Origin of the sequence: Novosphingobium sp. 63-713, assembly GCF_001898925.1 — a bacterium.
GTDB lineage: Bacteria > Pseudomonadota > Alphaproteobacteria > Sphingomonadales > Sphingomonadaceae > Novosphingobium.
On sequence record NZ_MKVS01000053.1, the window covers coordinates 1 to 25,997 of the forward strand.

Here is a 25,997-nt window from a genome sequence, read left to right on the forward strand (position 1 = left end):
TGGGTCAGCGCTACGGCCAGCCTGATTACTGCCTACCGTGGGCGTCCATCGCCGACCTTACTGCAATGTTGCGGGCGGCGCAGACTGTCCAGATAACGCGACCAGTTCCTCGCGGGCATAATCCTTGCTGCCAAAAGGATTGGCAAGCTTGCGGTCGAGCCGTGAGGCATGCCCGGTTGAATGGGTCAGTTCATGCAGCGCCGTGCGGTAATAATTGATCTGCTCGAAGAAAGCGGGTTGCGGCGGCACCTGCACATAATCGGCGGAAGGGACATAGAAGGCCTTGGCCCCGCCGATGCGAAAGGGAACGCCCGAGGCGGCGATGACTTCCTCGGCAACCGGCACGATTTCGCGCTCGGGCAAGGGCTCGGGATCGGCAAACAGGCCCTCGCGCAGCCCTTCGCATTGCGCGACATTGAAGACCGTGAAGCGCTTGAGAAACGGAACCGAACGCGCATCCTCCCCGCTTTCCTGCGCCCGCGCCTTCTCGGCCTGCGGGGTGAAGCGGTCGGCATAAACCACTGTGACACCCTTCTCGCCCTTGCGGACATTGCCGCCCGCTTCCAGAGCCTGCCGAAAGGTCAACCAGCCCTGCGAAGGATAGGCACATTCGATCACGCTGCCCCAGAGCAACAGCACGTTGACGCCTGAATAATTTCTGCCGGTGAGCGCATTATGCGGGAGGGCGGGACCAAGACCCGCGCCATCGGCAACACCCCAAGGCTGGACCCAGGGAAAGCGCCCTGCCTCAAGCTGGGCCATGATCTTGCCTGTCACTTCATCATAAAGTTGGGCGCGATTCTCGCTCCCACGGGCAATGCCCTCACGGCAACCGGCCGGAGCATCCTGCCCCTTTTCCCGCCCCTCTCCCCGCCTCTGGTCCTGCCTCTGGCCAAGCTGGCCCGATCCACGAGATTTCGACATCTTGCGCATGACTGACCTCCAAGCCCTGCCCAAAAAGCCACATTGGCTTCCCCGCGGAGCGGGGGTGGGCGGCACGAGCGACCTGACAGGCGGGCCCGCAAAGGCGGGCTGCACCGGCACGGCCGGAACGCAGTGGAGGAGCCGGACGGAACGGCCGGCTTGCAGCCTGACTGGGCCCGCCTATAAGGGAGCGCCGCTCACTCGCGCTCCGAGGGGAAGGCCCACAAAAACGCCGCCGCGCGCCAGCGCGGCGTCAACAGCAACCCTTTAGACTTAATGTCCTTCGGCCAAATGATCGTCACCCGCAGGGCCGGAACGCATCTATGCGGTCCGGGGGTGCTGAAAGCCCCCTAGAGCGTGGTCATAGCCGGCGGCTTTGCGCCGGATAGGATGGCCCGCATGTCCTGCAAGGCAGTGCCTGAACTGCGAACAGCCGATCATGATCAAAGTAGAGGAAAGAACGGATATTGATCGCCCTGCATGTTTCGGCGATAGCTTGAGGCAGGGGGTTGAGCGCGATGACACAAGACACTCTTCAGGCTTCCGAAGCTCCGGCACAGGGGTCCTTTCTGTTTTCGACAGCCCCCGCGACGCGCAAAGATCCGGCGGATATTCCAAAATCCGAAAAGGCACCCGCAAGCCCTGAGGCGAAACAGGCACCGGGCGGCTTGAGCACCCAGCTTATCATCGTCATCACGACCGGCATCGTCGGCCTTGTAACCGGACTCGGCACGTTGTGGTTCAATCATTATCATGAGGCCGAGAATGCCCGGGCACAGGCAGGGCAGAGGCTGCGCAAGGAGATTCTCGACAAAAGCACGGATGTGACACTGGCTCTGCGCGCAACGCGCAAGATACTTGTCAATGACGGCTTCGAAGCGGCGGTGTCATCGCGGGTCCCCTATGACAAGGCGGTCAGGCTATGGTACAAATCGCGCGCCGATCTGCTCGACCGCGCTCAGACCGGTTTCGGCCCGTCCTTCGCCTTGCTCATTGATGCCCCGAGCGGCAGGAACATCGTCACTGATCGATGCGGTGTGGTCGTCCGACGTGACGATCCGGCGCGGGGCAAGGATTGCACGGCCCGGCTTGAACGCGAAGTCGCGCTGCTGACCGCCCGGCAGGACGCCGTCAATGCGGAAAGACCCGCGCTCGTCGCTGAAGGCAAGGTGCTCATCCCCGGCGATTTCACCAGCAGCCTGCGCATCGCCAACACGCTGGTCGACCGCGTGTCGGACTGCAAGAAGAGCTACAAGGGTCCCGCGGCAAAGCTGCATGCCCCGGTCGCCACGCGCTGCCCCAACCTGCGGACGCTGCAATTCGCGCTCAATCTGCGGGTCAATCTGTTGGGCATCAGACAGGACGAGATCGCCAAAGCCCTGCATGCCCAATAGATCGGACCTTCCCTAGCGCGGCAGAAAATATCGAATAGTAAGTGATGCTCCCCTGCCCTTGGGGGGCTGAGAAATGATCTGGTCCGAGGCTCTCTGCTCGGCGTACATGGCGTTGCAACAGCTAGGCATAGCGGCCTTCGGGCCGGGGTAACCGCCCAGTGATCGATGCAATTCCCCCGAGTTAATGTCGAGGTGCCCGGCATTGCCTAGTTCAGCTTGCCTCAGCCTTGCGCGAATCGCATCAACAAAATCCTGTGTGCCAGGCATGTCATTGGCTCCTCCTGCATCTGCTGGCGGACGCGCCATTTCATCTGACCTCGGCGCTACGCTGTCAGACAGGAGCAGCCCTTCCATTGACTCGGGATTGAGTTCCCAGACCTCTACATCCGGCGGAATGAGGTGCCCCTGAGTGCGGACGTAGTAGGCACCGAGACTTTCCTGCCGGTTGGAATGTTTGCTTGTCTGCATGACAAGCAACTTGCGGTAGTGGGTAGGGGCCAGCATAAAATACAGCATGGCTTCGTTTAAGGACCGGAGCTTAGCACTGGGTGAGTTCCCGGTCTCCGTCCAGTTGTAGGATTTGCATTCGACCAAGATCGGTGGGGAGGCTCCCCCCAAATCAAACCGATGCCCCTTCTTGTGCACGTGACCAACTGGGACGGAAAAGTTGTGTTCCAGATGCACCCCCTGCCCACTGAGGAACGCCTGGACGGAACACTCAAAATCTCGACCGGCATGGGCATTGCTAATCACGCCGATACGCTGGTGTGGCTTATAGGGCGGATCATCAACGGTATTCATGCGGCAAACCTTCCATAACGCTATCATTTTGCGACGGTGATGATCCTTTTTCGGCGTGTAAAGAGGCTGAAACTCTCCGATGCCCCAGACGCCGCCATTCCGGTCATTTAGGCTCCCTGATAAGAGCGTCGGAACCGGACGTTGGTTCAGCGGCGGGTGTATCTCTTTGAGCACGCGCCTGACGAAGCAGGTCAAGCCACAGATTCGGAGGCAGCGGTAATCTAGCTTGTCTACATGCCATGGCGAGTATCGGCCAGTGGCCGAACCGGATCACTGAAAGATTGTCGAACGCCGTCGACCGCGCGCATTCCGACTCTAGAACGCGCATGGCATCGTCGCCGTCCGCTGTAATCGGCACACTGCCGAGGGAGGCGCCATGCGAATGATCGCCCAAGTATAAAAGGTCCTCACTATCGCTGCCCACCAGCCAGAACTGCATGTTGCAGTGGCCAAGATTTTTCTCGGCGAAATCTGCAAGAAAACGAGCACTTTCGCCTTCTCCGAAAGTCGACGCCCACAGCGAGAGCAAAGGATAGAGTGAGCTTCCCTTTGTCTGCCCCTCCCGGTATTCAGGAGTTCGCTCACGCGGATGCACCAATAGCGCCCGGTAGTCGGCATAGATCGTTGGATATCTGCCTTGGGACCGGAAGGCGTAAGCCGTGCGCTTGATGATGGCGTCTGCATAATTGCCAGCTGCCTCGCACCAAGGCCCCATCATAGTAAGAAACATGAGGGTTACGCCAATATCGACGCATTGCTCGTCGGTGATCGGCGTAAGAAGAATGGGATTATTCTGACCAAGTTGGGCGATTTGCTGCGCGAGCTCCAGCGCCTCAGTGCAGTCCCAGTCTGCGCGTGCCTGCGGCAGCTTGGCGCCCCCATTTGCGAACCACAGGTGCCACAGCCCCCGCATTGCCATGCGCCCCATGAGCGTGAAGAGCTTGAGATTGATGTCAACCGGAGACGATGAGGCGACGGCGGTCGAGATCGCGTGTTCATGGTCAACGAAAGGCAAAATCTTCCTGCCAATCAGTTCATCCCAGATCAAGAAGTGGAGGTTCACGAGCTCTGAGAAGGCAAAGCTGACCTCTTCTGACGCCTTTGTGCTCTTTGGTATGTCAGCTCGGATCAGATTCCACGCGAGCAGAATAGCCAGCTCACTCGCACGATAGGGGCCCTCCACATTTCCGGCATCACGTGCCCAGACAAACTGGACCCAGAGACAGATGTAGATCTGCCGCAGGATGGTGGCCCGCTGCCGGGGATTCGTTCCCTTTACTTTACAGAGGCCACGCAGGAGCCTCTCGAAGTGCTCAAACGCGACCTGCGGCTCATCGACCATCGCGACCGCCTTCTGGAAGCTGGCGCAAAGGGATTTGTCGACTAACTGCTCACGCAGGACACCATCAACGAGGAGCCCCGCCATGTAATCGCCGTTCCACTCGGCGAACGAGATGCCGTTCTTCGTCTGCTGCCTCGTAAACTGCGTGACGTTGTCCCTGACTGCCTCTTGGATCTCCCCGCCGAAGCAGAGACATATGACTATCTCAAGCTTCGAATTAGCCTCAGACACTCGCGTCGGGATGTAGACGTCTAGGATGTCATTAATCGAGCTTCGTAAGGCCTGTGGACTGCCGTCCCAATCGGCGCGGGTCAGATCACCTTGCTTGATCGAGAACAAGAATAGCTTGCGTCGGCCGTCTGCATCTCGGCCCACGGCCGCAACGTCCACCCCATATTGGCGAGTGCCGATTGTCGGCCGAGATATGACCGTGTAACCGAGCTCGCTCAGCAGGTCAGGGAGCACTGCGTCTAGTTCCTTGCGTTCCTTAAGAGACGCAAGATATTGTCTGAAGACGAGTTTCATTCCGGGCGGGCCTCCGCCCTGAAGGAGAAGAGCATGAGTTGTAGCCCGACAGGGTCCACGATGTCGATCCGGGGCACCTCAACCGAGGTACTGATGCTCCCCATCTCCGTCTCTATGCGACGAGGCTCATCACCGGGACTTTTAATCCAGCTGACCACGCGCTTGCCGTAAAGGATAACCGATTCCGTCGCGATCTGGGCAAAGATCGATTTCTTCCTCGCCTTGCGCATGGCATCCGACATGCTGTCAGCGTGACGCTCCCACTCCAACTGACGCTCCCTTTCCGACGGGTGGAGTTCTGGGACAATACCCGGCGCATTCAACCTCTCGAGATACCTATCCTGCGCAGCGATCGCGCGAGCGACGGCAGGTGCCGCCGGATCTGACACGTCCTCGGAAATTGGAACCAGATAGTCGCGCGTCGACCCCGCATAGTTTTGCAATACGGGGGCGACGAGCACTTCCTCGACTTCTGACGATACGGCGTTAGGTGCCGACCGCAGAAGGGATGCTAACAGTGAGGACATAAGTAGCGGCTTTAAAAAGAAATTGCCGACAATTTTTCTAGCGAGATAGGGGTACTCGGCGGCGCTCAGCCCATATCGGGAGAAGTCGATGCGTAGCGGGTGGTTTTCCCGGCCTACGTCGAACATCGTTTGATCCATAGCGGTGCAGAGCTTGTAGTCGCCGTCACGCAACCACGCGACGACCCAGTCCGACAGCGCTTCGTTCGGATCGCCGATCACTGCGCGCACTGTCGAGTCCATCCGGTCGAGCTTGATTGCTCCCTCATCCCGCATGATTAGACTCTCCACGATTTGCCGGACTTCCTGAACCTGCCCCACCTTCACCATATTAGAAAGCGCGATGTCGAGAAGGTCGACGGTCCCATTGTTGCGGACATCAACCGCTCGCAACACCTCCAGCATCGTTGCCTTGAGCTCAAGACTAAGTGACTCAGGATAATAAGCCAACATCCTGGATGCGGAATGAAGCGTATGCTCTCCGCCTTCCAACAAAGCTGTTCTGGCCAACGTCTCAAGCGAGTTTCTCCACTCCTGAGGCGCATCTTTTAGACGTGTCCCGATCGCGGATACGAGATTGGCCCGGAACGCGTCGTCGGGGTTTACGGCCAACGCCGCACCGAATGCTTCGAAAAGACGACGCCAGTCAGACCCGTCCGGCATCCCGATCTGGCCGAGGGCGCTGAGCGAGTTCCAGCGCTGCCCCTCGGTCCCGTTCTCAAGGAAGCCGTATGCCCGATCAACGAACAGCGACCGATCGACAATGACGCCGGTTTTGATGGCAATAATAAGATAGCCGTCCGCCTGCGCGAAACCTTCATCAATCAATGCGAGCAGATCGCTAGGACGCCTGGGATCATCGCTGCACCACTTAGCGAACTTGTCGATATGGAGGCCAGCAGCCATATCGTTGCCGCCGCCGAGCCTTATCGTCTCAACAACGCGCACCATGTCCCGGACAGTGCCAGAAATTTTAGGAATGAGGTGTTCATAGAGGCGTTGCCCGTCAAAGAACTTGTAGCCCTTGTGTCGTTCAACTGACTCCGTGGTGAGAATGGCGAGGAGATCGATTTCGCCAGCATTGTGAAGCCCAGCCAGCAACTCAATCGTAGGGCTATCCTCTTCCAGCCACATGCGTCCGTAATTGTCGAACAGCGCGTCGATCAAGGTGCCATCGGTCCATCTCGCGAGTATTTCTTCCCGATCGGGTGCAGGTGTATCATCCATATTGTAATGATATCATACGGATCAGCACGAATGCCAGCCCGTTCGGTTCCGCCCCAAGGTCTGAAGTTTCGCGCCCATGGCTAGGGCAGCGAAGTCAGTCGCTCATTCACAACTGTCGCGAGTGGAAGGACGGGGTAGCGAACCTCCACATTGTATGGAGCGCCGAGTGCGAGGAGCACATACCTGCAACGGGGCCAGTTCGGCGATCGGTTCGTCTCAAGAGTTGGTCATGCGTGGTTGCCTTTTGATGCGTTCCGGTTCGCAGCGAAAAGATCAAAGTGGAGCATCCCCGGGATTTGGAGGATGCATACGCGACGGTTAGGGTATGTATCGGAGAATAGGTCAATTTGTCGACACACACGGGCAGATTAAAACAGGACAGTTAGAGCTGACTGAAGATGCTGCGGCGGCCGGGGGCGATGACGATTTCAAACTTGTACGGCAACGTGGCAAGTCATTCTTCCACTAGACAAAATGATGTGGATGAATAGTGTCATGGCACGGGGGCATTGTGCCACTTCGACAAGGAAAAGTTGACGCGTGGCACTACCTCCAACGGCAAGTCAGATCACCGTGGCCGAGGTACTCGCCAAGCTCGAAGCCGAGTTTGAAACGGTTGCGAACGCGGTCGCGAATGGCGAATTCGCGCTTTGGGTAGGCTCGGGCATCTCACGCCAGGCCCCCAGTCTCGGTGGGCTGCTTGAACGTGCTTTCGACCACATTCGCGAAGGCGCGACTGATCCTGCGTCATCCGCTCGGTTTCTACCGGCACTTGAAAGGATCCTTGCCTTGGCGGGGGTCGATCCGGCCGCCGTTGACGACCAATATGGCGAGCCTCTCGCTGCATGGCCCGAGCGCGATAAGATCATCGATCGGCTTTGGAACCAATATTCGCGGGTGCTCGATGTACGCATCACGGGCGAGGCCGCTGATTATGTTCTCTGGGACGCAGTCGACATCCGGGGAGCTTTCGAGCACCCGGGCGCTCCCGCGGCGGAGCATCTTTGCATTGCGATCCTCATTCTGGAGGGCGCGGTGCAGACAGTCGCCTCGGCCAATTGGGACGGATTCATAGAGGCGGCGGTGGAACGGTTGGCCAATGGCGTGCCAGGAGTGCTGCAGGTGATCGTCGACCCTGCCCACTTGCGCAGTGCGCCAGGGCGGGCCAGCCTGTTAAAGTTCCATGGTTGCATCGTGCATGCTACGCGGGAGCCGGCGGTGTTCCGGAGGCACCTAGTTGGAAGTCATCCCCAGATCATGCGGTGGCCGGTGGCTGCTGAGTTTGCGGCGATGCGCAATCAGATTGTCGGCCTTGCCACGACTAGCAAGACGCTCGTCATGGGACTTTCAATTCAGGACATGAACCTCCAGACCGTGTTCGCGTCCGCGGCAGAGGTTCATGCATGGCCCTGGCCCTGTGCCCCCAATGCCATGGCCCAGATATTTTGTGAGGACCAGATCCAGCAGGGCCAGAGGGACGTCCTGACGTTGGTCTATGGAGACGCTTACAACAACGACGTGGCGGCCGTCGACAATGCCTCATTGCTGCGTGCGTGGGGCGAAAAGGTTCTGATTGCGCTTGTGCTGAAATTGCTCGCGGACAAGCTGATGCGTTTGATGGATCTGGCTCTCGTCCCACAAGGAAAAGGTGCAATCGCCGCCGCACTTGCGCCCCGTCTGGTTACTTTGCGGAATGATGTTGCTGCATTCGCCGTGCCGGCCCCAGGTAGTTCCAGCACGACACCCTTCGTCAATCAGGCAATTGCTCTGTGGTCGCGCTCGATGTCGATCTTCCGTAGGGGCGCTCTTCCCGGCAACGCCGAGGCCTATGAAGTATTATGCAGTGCGCGACCCAATCTCATGCCTGCCGACCCTAACATTGTAGAGTCAGGGCTGGGCAAATTCGGTATCGCGATGGCCCTGCTGCAGAATGGGCGGGCAGTGGGACTGTGGGAGTTGCGCGGACCGCTGACGAATGAATTGTCGGCCGGTGCCATGACCGCAAGAGCATTACGGCCTGATGGAAAGCATCGCCCGATTTTTCTCGTCAGGTCGGCGACGGAAGCCATTGCGCTCGAAAGTCAGGGAGCATTCGCCAATGACAATGCGATCATCGTCCATGGAGACGATGTCTGGCATCAGTTAGGCGGTGGAACCAGCGCAAGACGAGTGCGAGTAGCTCCTGGGAGAACTGGGCACGTCAGGGCGACACATGTCAGCCTTGGAGCTCTGCTGGATCGTTGTCCCGATGCGGCAACACTGCAGCAGGAGTTCGTGGCGGAGGTGATGCTATGAGCGCGCGCCTCGTCCAGGCAATCAGGGCGCGATTGCAAGCTGCGGACTATGTCGATCTAGCCACGCCATTCAAACTCGCTGGCGTAGACTTCGCGTTCACCGGCGCCATGCGTGGGCGTGACGGTCGGGCGCTGGATCTTGTCCTGCTCGTCGATACGACTACCGGTGAATTCGGCGATCGGGACGGGGAACGAGTACGGCAGCGAGTCGAAGCCCTGAGCCGGGCGCTCGACGTTACCGGGTCACGCTATGTCGTGACGGTGATTTTGGCAGGCGCAATCCTCGCTGAGGGCATCGAAGCGCTTTCGGAGACCTGCCGGGTCTTGCAGGTCGAAGGGATTACGCTCGACCCGGGAGGAACGCCCTTGGACGAAGCGGCGCGCGAACAGCTTAATGACCGCATCAGGGTGCTGCTGCCACTGACCCTGCCGATCGCGGACATTGAAAACTCGGGGAGCGGTCCGGCCATCGACCAGTTGGTGCGATCACTGCCGAAGTATTTGAACAAGGAATTGCTCGACGCCGTCATCGCTGCGTCGATTGATGGAGAACAGGCCGTGACGGAGGCTGTTGCCGGAGTGATCGATCAGGCCCTTCAGTCGGGAACGGCGGAGGAACAATCGTGAACGGTCTGCTGCTCAAAAGCCTGGACATCAGCAATTTTCGGAGCATTCGTGGGCAGATCCATGCACCGCTCGATGCGAAGGTGGTGCTTGTACATGGCGAGAACGGGGCAGGAAAGACCAGCCTGTTGTCCGCGATCGAACTGGCCCTTACCGGACGGGTTCAGTCCCTCGAGCGGGCCGATCATGGCTATGAGAAGCAATTGCTGCACCGCTCGGCGCTTGAGGGGAGCGTCTCGGTGCAGACCCTGCTCGGACCAGCGGAGCTGGGATTTAAGGCATTGGTCAGCAGCAGCGGTGTGCAGTCTGTCTCGGCTCTCGATGCGCCGATGGCGAGCTTCTTCAGGGAGCGTGCTTTCCTGCCGCAATCTCTTTTGGGTCAATTGCTGCAAATCTACCAAGAAGCAGGAAGTGACGCCAATTCGCCTTTGGCGCAGTTCGTCGGCAAATTGCTGGGACTGGACCAGCTCGATGCGTTGGAAGCGGGGCTCAAGCCCTTGGCTGATGTGCGCAATGTTAGAAAGAATGTCGATGGCTGGCAGGCCGCCGAAAATGAAAAATCTCGATTCGACCGGCTGCTATCGGACCAGCACAAGATAAAGGACGGTATACAGGCACAAATCAGGACGGCACTGGCAGAGCTGACGACAACGTGTGCCAGTCTGGGTTTGGCGGTCGAAGTCAGCGAGGAGGAACTAGGCGCGATCGAGGCTGGGCTTCAGGGCAACACAGACAGGCAGGCCTTGGAGGAATTGTCCGACCGGCAGCGCAAGCTCGCCTCTCTAAGGCGCGAGATCGAGTTCGCGCAGAGTACAGCCGAGACAGAAGCGAACGCGGCACCAGTTGCTACTGAGGATACCGGTGATGCCTATGCGGCCTGGCAGGCTGAATATGCTAATCGCATCGCGAGCTTTCGGGCTCGCGTAGAGGGTCTCTTTCCCGAAGCTTCGTTGGAAAGCGCTCCGGAGCAGGCCGCCCAAACAGCGTTGCGCTGGCTTTTGGCTGAGCAGAAACAACTGTCGGAACGCGCAAGGCAGGCACGCGCAGACATCCAACGTCATAAGGTGGCACGGGATGAACGTGATGTCGCCCATCGTCAGAGAGACACGATCGATGAGGAAGTTGACCGATTGCCGAGCACCGCTGGTAGTCTCGGCGCCATTCTGGCCGAGATTAGCTCGTTCGTCACGGATGAGACATGTCCGGTCTGCGATCGGGATTTCACCGAGGTAAGCAAGGTGCCACTCAGCGAGCATCTCCGCCATCAGGTGCGCAATCTTTCAGCATCCGCCGAGCGGCTATTGATGCTTGGTCGAACGCGCAGCGAACTGCAGGTCATGATTGAACGGCTTGACCGGGAGATTGAGACGATCGACGCGCGCAAGCCTGGCGAGCAGGCACTTGCGGACATCGATCGGCGTCGGGCGATTGTCGAAACGTTGATCGCTGAACTGGACGAGCTTGCCGAAGCGCTTGCCCAGGGCAGTCAGCTGCGCGCGGCGGATGTGGCGAAGCGGCGGGCGGTCAGCGAGGCGCAATCGCGGCATGTAGCTCTGACTGCCGCCCGGGAGACTTTGAGTGAATACGCTGTGTCGATTGGCGGGAGTCCTGTTGCGGAAGGCGAGACCTTTGGCGCTGCTGTCACCCGCCTCGATGCCCAACTCGTAGAGCAGGCGAACAGACTGGATGCCCGGCTCGCGATGCGTCGAAGGGGCAGCGATTTCATCGCGACGGTACGTTCGGCAGTTGCACGCCGGAATGAGACCGACGCTCAAATTGCCACCGATTTTGCCTCCTGGCAGCGTGCGGACGCGTCGCTTGAGCGCGCGAAGGCGCTAAGAGATCAGGGCAATGTAATTCGGAACGCGGTCGACACTGTCCGGTCGGCGATCATTCGGCGGGAATTCAATGAGCGGCTCAACCGCGTCTGGCGCGATCTGTTCGTCAGGCTCGCTCCGGCCGAACCTTTTGTGCCGGCCTTCCGCATTCCCGTCGAATCGACGCAAAGGATCCAGCCAAAGCTGATCACCGAGCATCGTGACGGAGGGGAGGCTGGCGGAACCCCCGGGGCGATGCTCAGCGCCGGCAATCTCAATACGGCGGCGCTGACCCTGTTCATCGCGCTTCATTTGTCGGTGCCGAAAGAACTGCCTTGGCTGATCCTTGATGATCCGGTCCAGTCGATGGATGAGGTCCATATCGCGCATTTTGCGGCGCTGCTCAGGACATTGTCAAAGGAGCATGGCAGGCAGATCATGATCGCCGTCCACGACCGCCAGTTGTTCGAATATCTGAAGCTCGAACTCAGTCCGGCTTTTGCCGGAGACAGTCTGCTGACACTGGAACTGTCCCGTGGTCCGCGGAGAGACAGTGTCTGCATCCCGCGCCGATATTCGTTCAAGGAAGAGACCGCGCTATCGGTGGCGGCCTGACTCGATGGCAAAAGCTTGCCGAAAGCGCCATCCAGCTCAGAAACAATGAATGCATTTCAACTAGGGACTGCTTGAGACTTGCCGGAGTGTCGAGCCTCCCCGTCTACATCCGCTGATATGAACGATCGGCGGCTTACCGCGATCCTGTGCCGGATTCCGGACCGTCGCAAGTGTCCGCCAACCAAGACGTTCTTTTGCGCCCCCTCCCTCGCCTCCCACAAGCTTTTCCAATCCCATATCTCGGAAACGCCAGCGAATATGCGCCGCTCATAACCGATATCGAGCAAGCCAAAACGAATTCCATCGAAATAGTGTCCAGTGTCGAACTACAGACTTCATCGCAACACCCCCCATTTTTCACGATGGAATATGCCGCCATCAAATAATACTCAAAATAATCCACCAATACGCCAAAATTCAGCAGAAAATATGGTAAATTTCAAGAAATTCTATCAAATAATAAAAGATTAATTTTCAAATTTCTGCAAGATAATCTGTTACAACATATCACGCCGAATGAAGGAATCATCCATAGTTGAAAGTTTTTGGTGACAATCTTCATGATCTAGGATACTGGCTCGTTCATGCTTAGGCGAGGATTCCTTTTGCTGCACCTGCTGCTCGCGTCGCTGATTGCGACGGCGACCGTGCATGCGCAGGAGTTTTTGCCCTCACCCGCGCTTGAATGCGCGGGCTATATTCACACTGAGGGTGATGCGGATCAGTCGCCAGGCGACTCCGACAAGGCGGTTCCGCACCATCATACCAGTTGCCAGAGCGCACCTGTCAGTTCACCCACCCGTATTATTCACGAACGTCGGCTTCGTCCGCTGGCTGTTGCTACGCCCAATTACGTTTCGGCCTTGACCCATCGCTGGTCGAACGGCCCGGGCCTGCGCCCCCCCATCGCCTGACTGACTCGTAGAAGGTTCGCCCTCGCATGCATGCGAGCGGGCCATCCATGACTCATGTTCAGGATTCTTATTCATGCATCGTATCCTTGCGGCGCTATTGGCCGCAACGTCCTGTGCCGCCGTGGCGCAGGCGCAGGAACGGGCGCCGGCTGTCACCGGCGCACCGGTCCTCACCCTTGATGACGCCGTCGCTGCGGCGGGCGGCTCCGCCCCCGCGGCTGATGCGGCGCAGGCTGGTGTCGAAGCCGCCCGAGCGGCCCGTACCGTAGCCGGCCTTCGCCCCAATCCCACCGTCCAGACCCAGATCGAGAATATCGCCGGCTCCGGGCAATATAATGGTATTCGCAGCGCCGAGAGCACGGTGAACTTTGCCGTGCCGATCGAACTGGGCGGCAAGCGTTCAGCCCGAATCGCGGTGGCTGACGCCCAGACTGATCGGGCCCTATTGACCTCTGCAATTACCCAGGCCGATATTCGGTTGCAGGTAACCCGGCTTTATATCGAAGCGGTTGCGGCGCGTCGACGCATGCTTACCGCGACGGATCAGGCCCGCATCGCGGCCGACGCGCTCAACGCAGCTCGCGTCAGGGTGCAGGCGGGCCGGGCCTCACCGATCGAGGAACAGCGCGCCGATGTCGCAAAAATCAACGCCGATGCCGGGGTCGAGCGGGCGACACGCCTTGCCGAAGCTGCACAGACGAACCTCGCTCGCCGGATCAACCGGAACGCGCCCTCCCCACTCGACACCGTCTGGCTCGAGCGCATGCCCGACAGTTACGGCCCCGCGCTGCCGATCAGCGCCGAAGGCACGTTGACGCTGGCGGCGGCGGATGCTGATCTCGCAATCGCCGATGCCGGTGTGCGTCTGGCTCGCTCGCAGCGGATCCCGACCGTCGACATCGGCCCCGGCATCCGGCGGCTTTCGGCGACCGGCGATACGGCCATGCTCTTCACGATCACGCTGCCGATCCCGGTGTTCAACAGCGGTGCGGCCGCTGTCCGTCAGGCAAGCGCTCAGCGCGATCAGGCAGAAGCCGTCAAGCGGATGACCGCGCTGGACGTGGAGCAGGCCATCACCGACGCGCGGACCGAAGCATCGAATGCTGCGGTGACAGCGCGTACAGCAAACGGGCCGGCACTGGCCGCCGCGCAGGAAGCAGCCCGGATTGCCCGTATCGGCTATCGGGAAGGCAAGTTCAGCCAGCTCGACCTGCTCGATGCCGAGCGCACGCTCGCTGACACGCGCATCGCCGCCATCGACGCCCTTGCCTCCTATCAAAATGCCCGAGCGCAGCTTGAGCGCCTTACCGCCCGCGCGCCCGAACAGGGGAACTGATTCATGACATCGAAAACAATCGCATACTCCGCATTATCCCTTTCCCTGGCCCTGATCCTCGGAGCCTGCGGTGGCGGAGGCGACAAGGCCGGTGGCGATGGCACCGCCAAGACCGAGGCCAAGCCAGTTGCAGCCGGCAAGCACGCCGATACGGGCAAGGTCACACTGAACGCGGACCAGATTGCTTCGGCCGGGGTCCAGACTGCCCGTCCCACGATCGGCGGCTCCGCCACGATCGAACTGCCCGCCATCATCGAAGGCGACCCGCAAGGAACCCAGGTCGTATCAGCCGCCATTGGTGGCCGCGTCGTCTCGCTGACCCGCAATCTGGGTCAATCGGTCGGTCGCGGAGAGACTCTCGCCATCATCGAGAGTCGCGAGGCCGCCTCGCTCAATGCCCAGATCGAGGCCTCGCAGGCACGGCTGGCGCTTGCCAGTTCCAACCTCGTTCGCGAACAAAAGCTGTTCGCGCAACGCGTCTCGGCCGAACAGGACCTGATCGCCGCACGCACAACCGCGACCGAGGCGCAGATCGCCCTCCGCCTTGCCCGACAACAAGTTGCAGCAGCAGGTGTTGGCGGCGGCGGATTGAACCGCATCGACATCGTCGCGCCGGTTTCCGGACAGGTCATCGCGCGCAGCGTTGTGCTGGGACAAACGGTCGCGGCGGATGCGGAGCTTTTCCGCGTCGCCAACCTGTCAAGCGTCTCGATCTCACTCAGCCTCCAGCCCGCCGATGCCGGGCGTGTCCGCCCCGGTGCAAAGGTGACCGTCAAAGCCGCGGGCCGCGAGGCAACCGGCACGATTGATTTCATCTCTCCGGCCTTGAACGCCGGCACCCGGCTGGTGCCCGTCATCGCCCATCTCGACAATCGCGGCGGCCTGTGGCGCGTGGGCGAGCCTGTGACGGTTTCGGTCGCGCTGGGCGGCAACGGCGGCGACAAGGCCATTCACGTGCCCTCGACAGCAGTGCAGACCTATGAAGGCAAGTCCGTCGTATTCGTAAGAACCACAACAGGCTTTCAGGCCGTGCCCGTCATACTTGGCGACAATGCCGGAGACAGCGTGATCATCCGTTCGGGCCTGAAGGGCACCGAAGAAATCGCCACCACCAACAGTTTCACGCTCAAGGCCGAACTCGGCAAGGGCGAAGCAAGCGACGAGGATTGAGCCGATGATCGCCCCTATCGTCAACTGGGCGGTCAGGAAGCGCTGGCTCGTCCTGCTTCTGGTCGCTCTGGCTGCGCTTATCGGCGCCGCCGCCCTCTATCGGCTGCCGATCGACGCCGTGCCGGACATCACCAACAAACAAGTCCAGATCAATGTGCGTGCGCCCGCGCTTTCTCCCGAACTGGTTGAAAAGCAGGTATCCTTTCCCATCGAAACCGCACTGGCCGGGATTCAGGGGCTGGAATACAGCCGCTCGCTCAGCCGCAACGGCTTTGCGCAGATTACGGCGGTCTTCGACGAGTCCACCGATATCTATTTCGCCCGCCAGCAGGTTGGCGAACGCCTGACCGGCATGGCCGAGAACCTGCCCGCCGGCGTGACCCCGGAAATGGGGCCCATCGCCACGGGGCTGGGCGAGGTCTATATGTGGACCGTGCGTCTGGAGCATCGCAAGGATGACCAGCACCTGCCCGGCGAACCGGGTATCCAGCCCGACGGCAGCTATATCACGCCCGAAGGCGACCGCCTGACCAATGACATCGACAAGGCGACCTATCTGCGCACTGCGCAGGACTGGATTGTGGCGCCGCTGCTGAAGAACACCAAAGGACTGGCGGGCGTCGATTCCATCGGGGGCTATGCCAAGCAATATCTCGTCGTGCCGGACGTGCAGCGCCTCGCCTCGATGAAGATCACGCTGACCGAACTGGGCAAGGCGCTGGAAAACAACAATGTCAGCATCGGCGGAGGCTTCGTCAACCGCAACGGCGAAGGTCTTGCCGTCCGGGCGGACGCGCTGGTCCGCAATGCCACCGAATTGTCCCGCGTGGTGGTCGCCACGCGCGCGGGCGTGCCTGTCACCCTTGGCCAGGTCGCATCGGTCCGCCTCGGTCAGGCGATCCGCATGGGGTCCGCCTCGGAAAACGGCACCGAAGTTGTCGTCGGCACCGCGATCATGCGGATCGGCGAGAACAGCCGCAACGTTGCCACGGCGGTCGCGGACCGGCTCAAGGCGATCAACGCCTCGCTGCCGCCCGATGTGATCGTCCAGCCGGTGCTTGACCGCACCGCTCTGGTCAACTCCACCATCAGGACAGTGGCCAAAAACCTCACCGAGGGCGCGCTGCTCGTCATCGTCGTGCTGTTCGCCCTGCTGGGCAATTTTCGCGCGGCCCTGATCGCGGCAATGGTCATCCCGGTCGCCATGCTGCTGACCGGCTTCGGCATGCTGCGGGCTGGCGTCTCGGCCAACCTGATGAGCCTTGGTGCGCTTGACTTCGGCCTGATCGTCGACGGAGCCGTCATCATCGTGGAGAATGCGCTCAGGCGCATGGCGGACCGGCAGCATGAGGCCGGCCGACTGCTGACGCTGCGGGAACGCATGGACACGGTGGCCCATGCCGCCCGCGAAATGATCAAGCCTTCGGTCTATGGCCAGGCCATCATCATCCTTGTCTATGTCCCGCTGCTCACCCTGACCGGTGTCGAGGGCAAGACCTTCGTGCCGATGGCGCTCACGGTCATCATCGCGCTGGTTTTCGCCTTCATCCTCTCGCTGACCTTTGTCCCGGCCGCGATCGCCATCTGGCTGTCCGGGCGGATCGAGGAGAAGGAAGGACGGATCATGACCTGGCTGAAGGCCCGATATGAACCCGGCCTCGACAAGGCGATGAAACGCCCGACCATCACCATTGGCGCCGGTATCGGCGGCTTCCTCGTCGCAATTGCCGCCTTCCTGTCGCTGGGACAGGTGTTCCTGCCGCAACTCGACGAAGGCAATCTTCTCATCCAGTCGCTGCGCATCCCGGCAACCTCGGTGCAACAAAGCCAGGCCATGCAGGTGCCGCTCGAGAAGATGATGTCGAAACAGCCCGAGGTGAAGTTCGTCTTCTCCAAAACGGGTACGGCCGAACTGGCCTCCGACCCGATGCCACCCAATGCCACCGACATGTTCGTTATCCTCAAGGACCGCAAGGACTGGCCCGATCCGAGCCTGTCCAAGGAGGAACTGATCAGTCGGATCGAGGGGCAACTCGCGAAATTCCCCGGCAATGCCTATGAGATCACCCAGCCCATCCAGATGCGCTTCAACGAGCTTATCGCAGGCGTGCGCGGAGATATTGCGGTAAAGGTCTTCGGCGACGATTTCGACGCCATGAACCGCACCGCCGAGCAGATCGCCGGCATCCTGCGCCGGACACGGGGCGCGGCGGATGTGAAGGTCGAGCAGACTACCGGCCTGCCCATGCTCGACATCCGCGTGAACCGCGACGCCATGGCCCGTCTCGGCGTCAGCGCGCAGGACGTGCAGGACATCGTCACCGCGACCATCGGCGGTCGTCAGTCCGGCATGATCTTCGAGGGCGACCGGCGGTTTCCCGTGGTGATCCGCATGTCGGAGGCCCAGCGCGCGGATATCACCATGCTCTCTCAACTCCAGGTACCGACTCCCGACGGGCAGTTCGTCCCGCTCGCCAGCGTGGCCGATATCCGCGTCGTCGATGGTCCGAACCAGATCAGCCGTGAGAACGGCAAGCGACGCGTTGTCGTTCAGGCCAATGTGCGCGGCCGTGACGTGGCGGGCGTCGTCGAGGATGCCCAGGCAGCCATCGCGAAGGAAATCCGCCTTCCGACCGGCAGCTATCTGGTCTGGGGCGGACAATTCGAGAATCTGGCTTCGGCAAGCGCGCGGCTCCAGCTCGTGATCCCGGCATGCTTCGTGCTGATCCTGTTCCTCCTTTACGGCGCTCTGGGTTCAGTACGCGAGGCGGCGATCGTGTTCACGGGTGTGCCGCTTGCCCTTGTCGGCGGCGTGCTCGCACTGTTCCTGCGCGGCATCGATTTCTCGGTGTCAGCGGCCGTCGGCTTCATCGCCCTGTCCGGCATCGCGGTCCTCAACGGTCTGGTCATGGTTTCCTCGATTCAGGATCTGATGCGTTCCGGCATGGAGCGCGTGGAGGCCGCCCGTGTCGGCGCGTTCCAGCGCCTTCGGCCGGTGGTGATGACGGCATTGGTGGCAAGCCTCGGCTTCGTCCCGATGGCCCTGGGTTCCGGCGCCGGCGCCGAGGTCCAGAAGCCTCTGGCCACGGTCGTCATCGGCGGCCTCATCTCGGCGACGCTGCTGACCCTGTTCGTCCTGCCCACGCTCTACGCGCGATACGGCCGGACCGTCATCATCGACGATCCGCAGGACGAACCGCAGGATTCCTCCTCCGAGGCTTCTCGGCCGATGCAGCAGCACTGATGCGCGAAAGGGGGAGATCGTGCCCGCGACCTCCCCTCGCCATCAGCCCAATTTGGGAAGGAAAGAAGGCATGAAGGTAGAGACCGACTTTCACCTGAACATGACCGCGCTGCGTGCCTGGAGCCTGCTTGCCGATCTGACGGGATATGCTGTCTGGCACCCGATCTATCAGTTCATCGACCCTGTACAGGAGGGTGGCAAGACGACCCTGTCATGGCGCATTTTCGACGATCGCCGTATTCGTATCGATGCCGAGGTCGTGCGGTTCGACAAGCCCTCGATCATCACCTGGCGCTGCGGCCTTGGACGATTGATGTCGCTGCAGGAAACCTATGAGTTGCGGGAGATCGACCGGCAGGTCGATATCAGGCATCGGGTCGAATGCAGCGGCGCCGTCGGACATTGGGCCGGCACACTGCTGCGGCTGGATCTGTATCACAGGATGAAGGAGCAAGACGCCGCCTTCATAGCCCATGCCAAGCGCCACAGGCTGGATCCGTCAGGTCACCGGCAACGGCGCCATGCCCCCTTGATATCGAGGTCCGGAGCCATGGTCGATGAGTGATCGAACATGGCTCGCATCGCCAGGCTAGCCCCTACCGCCCCCTTCACAATCGAAATCTTGAAATCCTGATGCAGATGATGGGAGTTCATATGAAATATATAATGACCATGATGGCACTATGCCTCGCTTCGCCCTCTTATGCGCACATGATGTGGTTCGATAAAGAAGCGAAATCAGAGCTGAAAATCTTCTACGGTGAATTCGATCATCACGAGAAGACCGGTGCAGTCCTCGACAAACTCGTTCCCAAAGTAATCGCTGAAAATCGGCGGGAACCCGACATTTCCAGACGACCGGATTTCATCGCCGTGCAGGGCAGCGGCGATATGCGCGCGAGCGACGAACGTTATCCTCTTTTCAAGGAAGGCGGAAAGGTCATGCGCCCGAAGTTCTTCGCGCGCTGGGGCCGCCATACCCCTCATTCCGCGATGGCATTCGAGTTCGTTCCCGTTGGTCAGGACAGTGACACTCTCGTGCTGACCAGGGACGGTAAGCCCGTTCCCGATGCCGATGTGACCTGGGTGCTCCCGGCGAATCTGGCGGGCAAGACGAAAACCGACAGCGCGGGACGCATTTCGATTCCGGCCGGCCTGCGCGGGCGGGTTCTGCTCGAAGCGGCTCGGGTCGATTTCACGCCGGGGTCGTTCGATGGCGCCTCCTACGACTTCGAGGCCATGGTCACCACGATTGCCTTCGACCGGTGAGATGATGGCACAGGCGAGCACCCCGATGAAACATTCCGCGCCCTTGCCGGGTGCGGCATTCGTCGCCCTTCGTGGCCACGTGCTCGCCATGGAGCGGTCCTTCCCTGCTGTCGGGCATGGAAGGACCGCTCCACCACCCTCGGTCAGATTCGGTGTTCGTGGCGGCTTGCCGCTTGCGAGCAGGATAGACAATGGCCGTCGCAGGCTCTCACCGGCATGCTTTCTCGCGGTTCTGCTGCTGCCTCACCTGGCCGGTTGTCGGCAACAGGAGAAGGAAGCAAGCGCGCGCCATGACCGTGAGACCGTGCCAACCCTTGTTGGCGAACAGTTCTACGCATGCGACAACGGAACCCTGCTCGACGCCGACTTCCTCGTCGACGGGCTGACGCTCGAACTGGCCGAGCTTCCGGATGGCAAGCCCTTGCGCCTGACGGCACCGGCGACCGGCCTAGCCTTTGTCGGTGCCAATCTGAAGGTCAGCATTTCAAGCGGTGCCGGTATCAGGCTGATGCGCACCGGAACCAAGCCGATATCCTGCATAAAGCAGGATCCCGCCAAACTGGGCTCGCGCCTCAGAGTCGGAAAGAACCAGGCCGAGCGGCGGAACGCCCCAAGCCCATTCAGACAGGAATTCGAAAGATGATCGAAAAGCTCCGTCTTGATATACCCGTGCTGCTTCCCGAGGTGACGGATGCGGCCGATGCCTGTGTTGCGCGTCTGATCGGATCCTTGCGCGAGCGCGCCGGTGTGATCGATGTCCATGTCACCGCGCCTTTGCAGGACGCACCCGCGAAACTGTGCATTCACTACGATCAGGATATCATTGCGCTCGGCCGCATTCGGGAACTGGCCCATGCGGCAGGTGTCAGGGTCGCCGAGAAATTCGGCCATGCAAACTGGCAGGTCGAAGGCATCGGCCATCAGCGTCGCGCCCGCACGCTGGGCGAATTCCTTCGCGGCCTTCCCGGTGTGCTGGAGGCCGAAGCCGAACTGCCCGGCACGGTCCGGGTCGAGTTCGATCGCAGCGCAACCTCCGAAGCGGTAATCCTTGAAGCCTTGCTCCAGAGCGGTGTGCGCCAAACAGAGACATCGAAGCACGATCACGCCAAAGGCCACGATCATCCACCGGGCGAAAAGCATGATCACGACCACAATCATGGCGGCATATTCGGCGGCAACAGCGAATTGATCTTCGCACTTGCCTGCGGCGCGGCGCTCGCCATCGGCTATGGTATCGAAAGCCTGCTGGCCGTGCCTGCCTCGGTTCCCTTCGGCTTTTTCCTCGCAGCCTATGCCTTTGGCGGTTTCTTCACGGTACGCGAGGCTATCGGGAATCTGCGACAGAAGCGGTTCGAGATCGACACGCTGATGCTCGTCGCTGCCGCCGGAGCCGCGGCTTTGGGTGCCTGGGCCGAGGGCGCCCTGCTCCTCTTCCTGTTCAGCCTGGGTCATGCCCTCGAACATTACGCCATGGGCCGGGCAAAACGGGCGATCGAAGCGCTTGCCGAACTGGCACCTCGGGTGGCCAGCGTTCGCGGTCCCGATGGCGGCGTGACCGAGGTTCCTGTCGAGACTTTGAATCTGGGCGATACCGTCATCGTGAAACCCGACGAGCGGATCGCCGCAGACGGCTTCGTCATCAAAGGCGAAAGTTCGGTCAACCAGGCACCCGTTACAGGCGAGAGCATACCTGTCGACAAGCGCCCGGTTCCCGACCTCGCGGAAGCACGGCGCAATCCCGACCGGGTCGATGGTACAAGCCGCGTGTTCGCAGGCACCATCAACGGGAGCGGCCTGATCGAGGTGGAGGTGACCCGCCTTGCGTCCGAAAGCACTCTTGCCAAGGTCGTGAAGATGGTGAGCGAGGCGGAAACCCAGAAATCGCCGACCCAGCGCTTCACCGACCGTTTCGAGCGTTTCTTTGTGCCGGCGGTCCTCGCGCTGGCCTTTCTGCTTCTTTTCGCCTGGGTCGTCGTCGACGAACCGTTCCGCGCCAGCTTTTACCGTGCGATGGCGGTACTGGTCGCGGCCAGCCCCTGCGCTCTGGCAATCGCGACTCCGAGCGCGGTCCTGTCGGGCGTCGCCCGCGCGGCGCGCGGCGGCGTCCTGGTAAAAGGCGGCGCACCGCTCGAGCTTCTCGGCTCGCTGGATGCGATCGCCTTCGACAAGACAGGCACGTTGACCAAAGGCGAGCCCCGCATTCAACAAATCATCCCGGCTAATGGCATCAGCATAGAAGAGCTCATGGCAGTCGCCGTGGCAGTCGAAAGCCTGAGCGATCATCCCCTCGCCCAGGCCATCGCCCGCGACGGGCGCGACTATGTCGGTCAATTTCCAGTTCCGGAGGCGGACAACCTGAAAAGCCTCACGGGTCGCGGCATCTCGGCCTTGGTTGGTGGGGACGAAGTCCTCATCGGCAAGGCCGAGATGTTCGGCGCCGACGGCATCGCTCCGCTGTCGGAAGAAATGGGTGTGGCTATCGAAGCCTTGCGGCAGGGTGGCCAGACAAGCATGGTGGTTCGCCGGGCTTCCCGTGACATCGGCGCCATCGGGCTGCTCGACACGCCCCGTCCCACGGCACGCGATGCTCTCGATCGTCTGCGCGAAATCGGCATCAAGCGCATGATCATGATCTCGGGCGACCATCAAAGAGTCGCCGAAGCCATCGGCCGCGAGGTCGGGATCGACGAGGCATGGGGCGACCTGATGCCGGAGGACAAGGTCGAGGCGATCAGAAAGCTCCGCACCGAAGCCAAGGTCGCCATGGTTGGCGACGGCGTCAATGATGCGCCCGCCATGGCGACCGCCACTGTCGGGATCGCCATGGGTGCCGCCGGATCGGACGTCGCGCTGGAAACCGCCGATGTTGCCCTGATGGCGGACAATCTGTCGCATCTCCCGTTCGCCGTGGGCCTGAGCCGCAGCACCCGCTGGGTCATTCGGCAGAATGTCTTTGTCAGCCTCGGCGTGGTGGCGTTTCTCGTACCCGCGACCATCCTGGGGCTCGGGATCGGTCCCGCAGTCGCCCTGCACGAGGGATCCACCCTGCTGGTGGTGATCAACGCTCTCCGACTGCTCGCCTATCGCGACCGGTCAGGCGGCGCGGGCTGACGGCCGGTGCTTGCCGTTCTTTACACGCTGATCCCGCTGCTCGCCGTGGTGGTCGGAGCGATCCTCGCTGTTCTCAAACGGCCGGGCGAGAGTTTCGTCAGCGCGATGCAGCATCTCGCGGCGGGTGTCGTCTTCGCTGCAGCCGCGACGGAGATCCTGCCGCAGATCAAGCATGACGCCTCTCCGGTCGCCACGCTCGTCGGCGGCGCGGTCGGTGTCGGCGTGATGCTGTTCCTCAAGGAACTGGAAGGGCGCGCGAAAGGACCGCTCGCCATGCTTGGTGCCGTGGGCATCGACATATTGGTCGATGGCCTTGTGCTGGGGCTGGCCTTCGTTGCCGGTGAACAGGCGGGCATCCTGCTCACCGTGGCCCTGACACTTGAAGTGCTGTTCCTTGGCCTGACCGTAACTGCCGAGTTGAGCGAAACGACCATGTCCCGGCTGCGCATCGTCATGACCGTTGGGGCTCTGAGTCTGCTGCTGCCTTTGGGCGCGGCGATCGCGATACCTGTCGCGCTTCTGCCTGCGCCCGTGATTGTGGGCTTTTTGAGCTTCGGCCTGATGGCCCTTCTCTACCTCGTGACCGAAGAACTGCTGGTCGAAGCGCACGAACGGCCGGACAGCCCGCTCATCAGCGCCATGTTCTTCGTCGGCTTCCTTGGGCTGCTGATCATCGAGGAGGTGATATGAACCCGAACGAAAAGCGGATCACCGGGGGCCGGGACATATCCGCATCCTTGTATCAGGCACGGCAAAAATCGGGAAAGCGGCCGTTCTTGCCAACGGCAGAAGGGTGTCCTGACCACAGGACCGGCGCCCGTATCCAACTCTGCATGGGAATAAAACTATGATCGTCGGAACACGACCACGCATGAAGCAGATCGCGCTCGAGATCTGGAAGCCGCTCTGTCTCCTGTTTGCCTGGGACGTTGCGGTCACGGCTTTCCATTTCAACACGCCTATAAAGGAGCCACCGCTGCCGGTCGCGCTATTTGGTACCGCACTCGGCCTGTTCCTGGGTTTTCGCACCAACGCGGCCTATGCGCGCTGGTGGGAAGCCAGAACCTTGTGGGGCGCCCTGATCAACGCCTCGCGCAATCTGGCCCGCGTAGCCAAGAGTTTCCTTCCCGACCGATACAGCTTCGAGGGAATCGTGTTGCGGCAGATCGCTTTCGTCCATGCCATGCGTTGCAGGCTGCGGGGGCAGGACGCGACGGGCGAGATCAGCCGTATGGTCGATAACGACACGCTGGAGTTTGTCATCGGGCGGACCAACTGGCCCAATGCTCTCTCGGAAGACATTTCGCGCATCGTGGCCGTGGCAAGGGAGAATGGCAATATCGACATGATCCAGCAGTCCATTCTGGAAGGCATCCTCATCGACATCACGAATGCACAGGGCGGAATGGAGCGGATCAAGAATACCCCGCTGCCGATGGGATTTCGCTTCCTGCCGGATCTTTTCACCCGGCTCTTCTGCCTTATCCTGCCCGTCGCCGTGGTGGAATCGCTGGGTCTTTTCACTCCCGTCGGTTCGACCATCATTGGCATGATCTTTCTGGCTGCGCTGAAAATCGGCGATGATCTCACCGATCCTTTCGCCAATGGCGTCCATGACGTTCCCTTGTCTGCCATGTGCGGAACAATCGAGATCGATCTGAAGGAAATGATCGACAGGCCAGCGCCGCCACCCGTCCAACCGGACCACGGTGTATTGTGGTAATGGCTATCCGTGCCGCGCCATCGGCAGGCCCTGCATCTCTGCTGGCCTTAAAGCCGTTCTGCGCCCGTGATTACGACCAAAGGCGCCATCTTCGCAACATGTCGATTGCCCTATCACACCATGGCCAACGGCCATCTTCATGGACGGCGGCCTGCCAACCAGACCCAATCACGGGTCTGCTCCGGAACAACTCGTCAACGATATCGTGGCTTGAGACTCGAGTGGCGCGTAAATCTTTCGGGCGCATAGGCGCCCCCGAACCGGAACCGCGTACGATCTGGTTGCGAATGAACAGGCAATCAGCGCTGCCGCGATCACCGCAGCAAGGACCTGTATCCACCTTGAGCCATCGCCCGTGCATCGCTGACCAATCGCCGAACCCTCGAGCGCAGCGAATCGGAAACGCCTCCCCATTCATCGGTCACGCGCCGCGTGCCGAACAAGGCCGTGGCAATTTCACGCTGACTTGCACCCTGCACAAGAGCGTCATGCACACGCAGCATGTCGATACCGCGCGCGATACGCGGGTCATGTGGAAACAGGGCCGAAGGGAAATGGCGATGGCGACAAAGCGCGAGAAATCGCCGCAACGGCAGGATCAGTTTCTCCGCCGAAGTCAGGCCATCAAACCGGTATTGGAACCGGGCAGTATCGCGCCCTGCAAGATGGCCCTCGGCAATATCGAGACGGATGTGATGCCAGCCGTCGGAAAAAAGCACATGCTCCCTGCCCGTCGGCCCGATCGCGATCGTCAGCCAAGGCGCGAGATCACCCAGCACGACCCTGTCCTGCTGTGGTCCGCGATCGCTGATGATCGCGACTGGAAGAATGGCGGGATCGAGCGCAGCACTCCAGATCACCCTGGCCTCTGGGGCCGGGCGATCGGGATCTTCAGCGAAAGTGCAGCCCCCACCGGACCGGCTCGCCTGTCGCCCGGGTCGCTGCGCTCGCGCGAGTGTACCACTCGACATAATCGTGATCGCGCCGGAGCCATTCCCACATCAATCCGGCGCGATCAATGTCACGCAGCCTATGGTAGGCGCGCGGATCCTGCCAGCGATCGCGAGCCATATACCGGTCAACTCTATCCATCAGACTGGTAGGCCATCCATGCCCCCACATGACGGAGACATGCAGAGACAC

20 protein-coding genes are annotated in these 25,997 nt (G+C 60.8%); 14 read left to right on the plus strand and 6 right to left on the minus strand.

From position 1 onward, the window contains the following. Window positions 1-57: 57 nt before the first annotated feature. Complete coding sequence (locus tag BGP00_RS24445) at window positions 58-819, minus strand: ArdC-like ssDNA-binding domain-containing protein (protein ID WP_292692543.1); 762 nt, start codon at window positions 817-819, stop codon at window positions 58-60. 614 nt (window positions 820-1,433) lie between these two features. Between BGP00_RS24445 and BGP00_RS24450 the strand changes: the two genes are divergently transcribed. Then, window positions 1,434-2,318, plus strand: coding sequence for a hypothetical protein (locus BGP00_RS24450; protein WP_292692529.1), 885 nt, complete (start codon window positions 1,434-1,436; stop codon window positions 2,316-2,318). A gap of 12 nt (window positions 2,319-2,330) precedes the next feature. Here the strand turns inward: BGP00_RS24450 and BGP00_RS24455 are convergent, their stop codons facing one another. The 3 genes from BGP00_RS24455 to BGP00_RS24465 form a co-directional block, all read right to left on the minus strand. Further along, window positions 2,331-3,119 carry a hypothetical protein gene (locus BGP00_RS24455; protein ID WP_292692527.1) on the minus strand — a complete coding sequence of 263 codons (789 nt, stop codon included), beginning with the start codon at window positions 3,117-3,119 and terminating at the stop codon, window positions 2,331-2,333. Between the two features lie 103 nt (window positions 3,120-3,222). Continuing rightward, window positions 3,223-4,986 (minus strand): hypothetical protein, encoded by a 1,764-nt coding sequence (locus BGP00_RS24460; protein WP_292692524.1) that lies wholly within the window; start codon window positions 4,984-4,986, stop codon window positions 3,223-3,225. After that, complete coding sequence (locus tag BGP00_RS24465; RefSeq protein WP_292692521.1) at window positions 4,983-6,737, minus strand: hypothetical protein; 1,755 nt, start codon at window positions 6,735-6,737, stop codon at window positions 4,983-4,985. The genes BGP00_RS24460 and BGP00_RS24465 overlap by 4 nt, the downstream gene beginning before the upstream one ends. Before the next feature lie 540 nt (window positions 6,738-7,277). Between BGP00_RS24465 and BGP00_RS24470 the strand changes: the two genes are divergently transcribed. The 13 genes from BGP00_RS24470 to BGP00_RS24530 all read left to right on the plus strand — a co-directional run bounded on the left by BGP00_RS24470 (window position 7,278) and on the right by BGP00_RS24530 (window position 24,854). Continuing rightward, complete coding sequence (locus BGP00_RS24470; protein ID WP_292692518.1) at window positions 7,278-9,032, plus strand: hypothetical protein; 1,755 nt, start codon at window positions 7,278-7,280, stop codon at window positions 9,030-9,032. Then, entirely contained in the window at window positions 9,029-9,658 is a 630-nt protein-coding gene (locus BGP00_RS24475; RefSeq protein WP_292692515.1) for a hypothetical protein, read from the plus strand. The genes BGP00_RS24470 and BGP00_RS24475 overlap by 4 nt, the downstream gene beginning before the upstream one ends. Beyond that, a complete protein-coding gene (locus BGP00_RS24480; protein WP_292692512.1) occupies window positions 9,655-12,087 on the plus strand; it encodes an AAA family ATPase in 2,433 nt (810 codons plus the stop codon). Before BGP00_RS24475 ends, BGP00_RS24480 begins: the two co-directional genes overlap by 4 nt. 605 nt (window positions 12,088-12,692) lie before the next feature. Next, on the plus strand, window positions 12,693-13,001 hold the full coding sequence (locus BGP00_RS24485) for a hypothetical protein (protein WP_292692509.1): 309 nt from the start codon (window positions 12,693-12,695) through the stop codon (window positions 12,999-13,001). A gap of 73 nt (window positions 13,002-13,074) precedes the next feature. Then, window positions 13,075-14,337, plus strand: a complete 1,263-nt coding sequence (locus BGP00_RS24490; protein WP_292692506.1) for a TolC family protein — start codon at window positions 13,075-13,077, stop codon at window positions 14,335-14,337. 3 nt (window positions 14,338-14,340) lie between these two features. Further along, window positions 14,341-15,507 (plus strand): efflux RND transporter periplasmic adaptor subunit, encoded by a 1,167-nt coding sequence (locus BGP00_RS24495; RefSeq protein ID WP_292692503.1) that lies wholly within the window; start codon window positions 14,341-14,343, stop codon window positions 15,505-15,507. A 4-nt stretch (window positions 15,508-15,511) separates the two neighbouring features. Continuing rightward, complete coding sequence (locus BGP00_RS24500) at window positions 15,512-18,751, plus strand: CusA/CzcA family heavy metal efflux RND transporter (RefSeq protein ID WP_292692500.1); 3,240 nt, start codon at window positions 15,512-15,514, stop codon at window positions 18,749-18,751. 70 nt (window positions 18,752-18,821) lie between these two features. Further along, window positions 18,822-19,316: an SRPBCC family protein gene (locus BGP00_RS24505; protein WP_292692498.1), complete on the plus strand. Its 495-nt coding sequence runs from the start codon at window positions 18,822-18,824 to the stop codon at window positions 19,314-19,316. 146 nt (window positions 19,317-19,462) lie between these two features. Then, on the plus strand, window positions 19,463-20,020 hold the full coding sequence (locus tag BGP00_RS24510; protein WP_292692495.1) for an Ig-like domain-containing protein: 558 nt from the start codon (window positions 19,463-19,465) through the stop codon (window positions 20,018-20,020). Window positions 20,021-20,045: 25 nt separating this feature from the next. Continuing rightward, the gene (locus tag BGP00_RS24515) at window positions 20,046-20,663 is read left to right on the plus strand and encodes a hypothetical protein (RefSeq protein WP_292923189.1); all 618 of its coding nucleotides are present in this window, start codon (window positions 20,046-20,048) and stop codon (window positions 20,661-20,663) included. After that, a complete protein-coding gene (locus BGP00_RS24520; protein ID WP_292692491.1) occupies window positions 20,660-23,131 on the plus strand; it encodes a heavy metal translocating P-type ATPase in 2,472 nt (823 codons plus the stop codon). The genes BGP00_RS24515 and BGP00_RS24520 overlap by 4 nt, the downstream gene beginning before the upstream one ends. 6 nt (window positions 23,132-23,137) lie before the next feature. Further along, window positions 23,138-23,821, plus strand: coding sequence for a transporter (locus BGP00_RS24525; RefSeq protein WP_292692488.1), 684 nt, complete (start codon window positions 23,138-23,140; stop codon window positions 23,819-23,821). Window positions 23,822-23,978: 157 nt separating this feature from the next. Beyond that, window positions 23,979-24,854 carry a bestrophin family ion channel gene (locus BGP00_RS24530; protein WP_292692485.1) on the plus strand — a complete coding sequence of 292 codons (876 nt, stop codon included), beginning with the start codon at window positions 23,979-23,981 and terminating at the stop codon, window positions 24,852-24,854. A gap of 314 nt (window positions 24,855-25,168) precedes the next feature. Here BGP00_RS24530 and BGP00_RS24535 read toward each other — a convergent pair whose 3' ends face one another. Then, on the minus strand, window positions 25,169-25,714 hold the full coding sequence (locus BGP00_RS24535; protein ID WP_292692482.1) for a DUF2285 domain-containing protein: 546 nt from the start codon (window positions 25,712-25,714) through the stop codon (window positions 25,169-25,171). 31 nt (window positions 25,715-25,745) lie between these two features. Then, a complete protein-coding gene (locus tag BGP00_RS25440; RefSeq protein ID WP_366522382.1) occupies window positions 25,746-25,976 on the minus strand; it encodes a DUF6499 domain-containing protein in 231 nt (76 codons plus the stop codon). Between the last annotated feature and the right edge of the window lie 21 nt (window positions 25,977-25,997).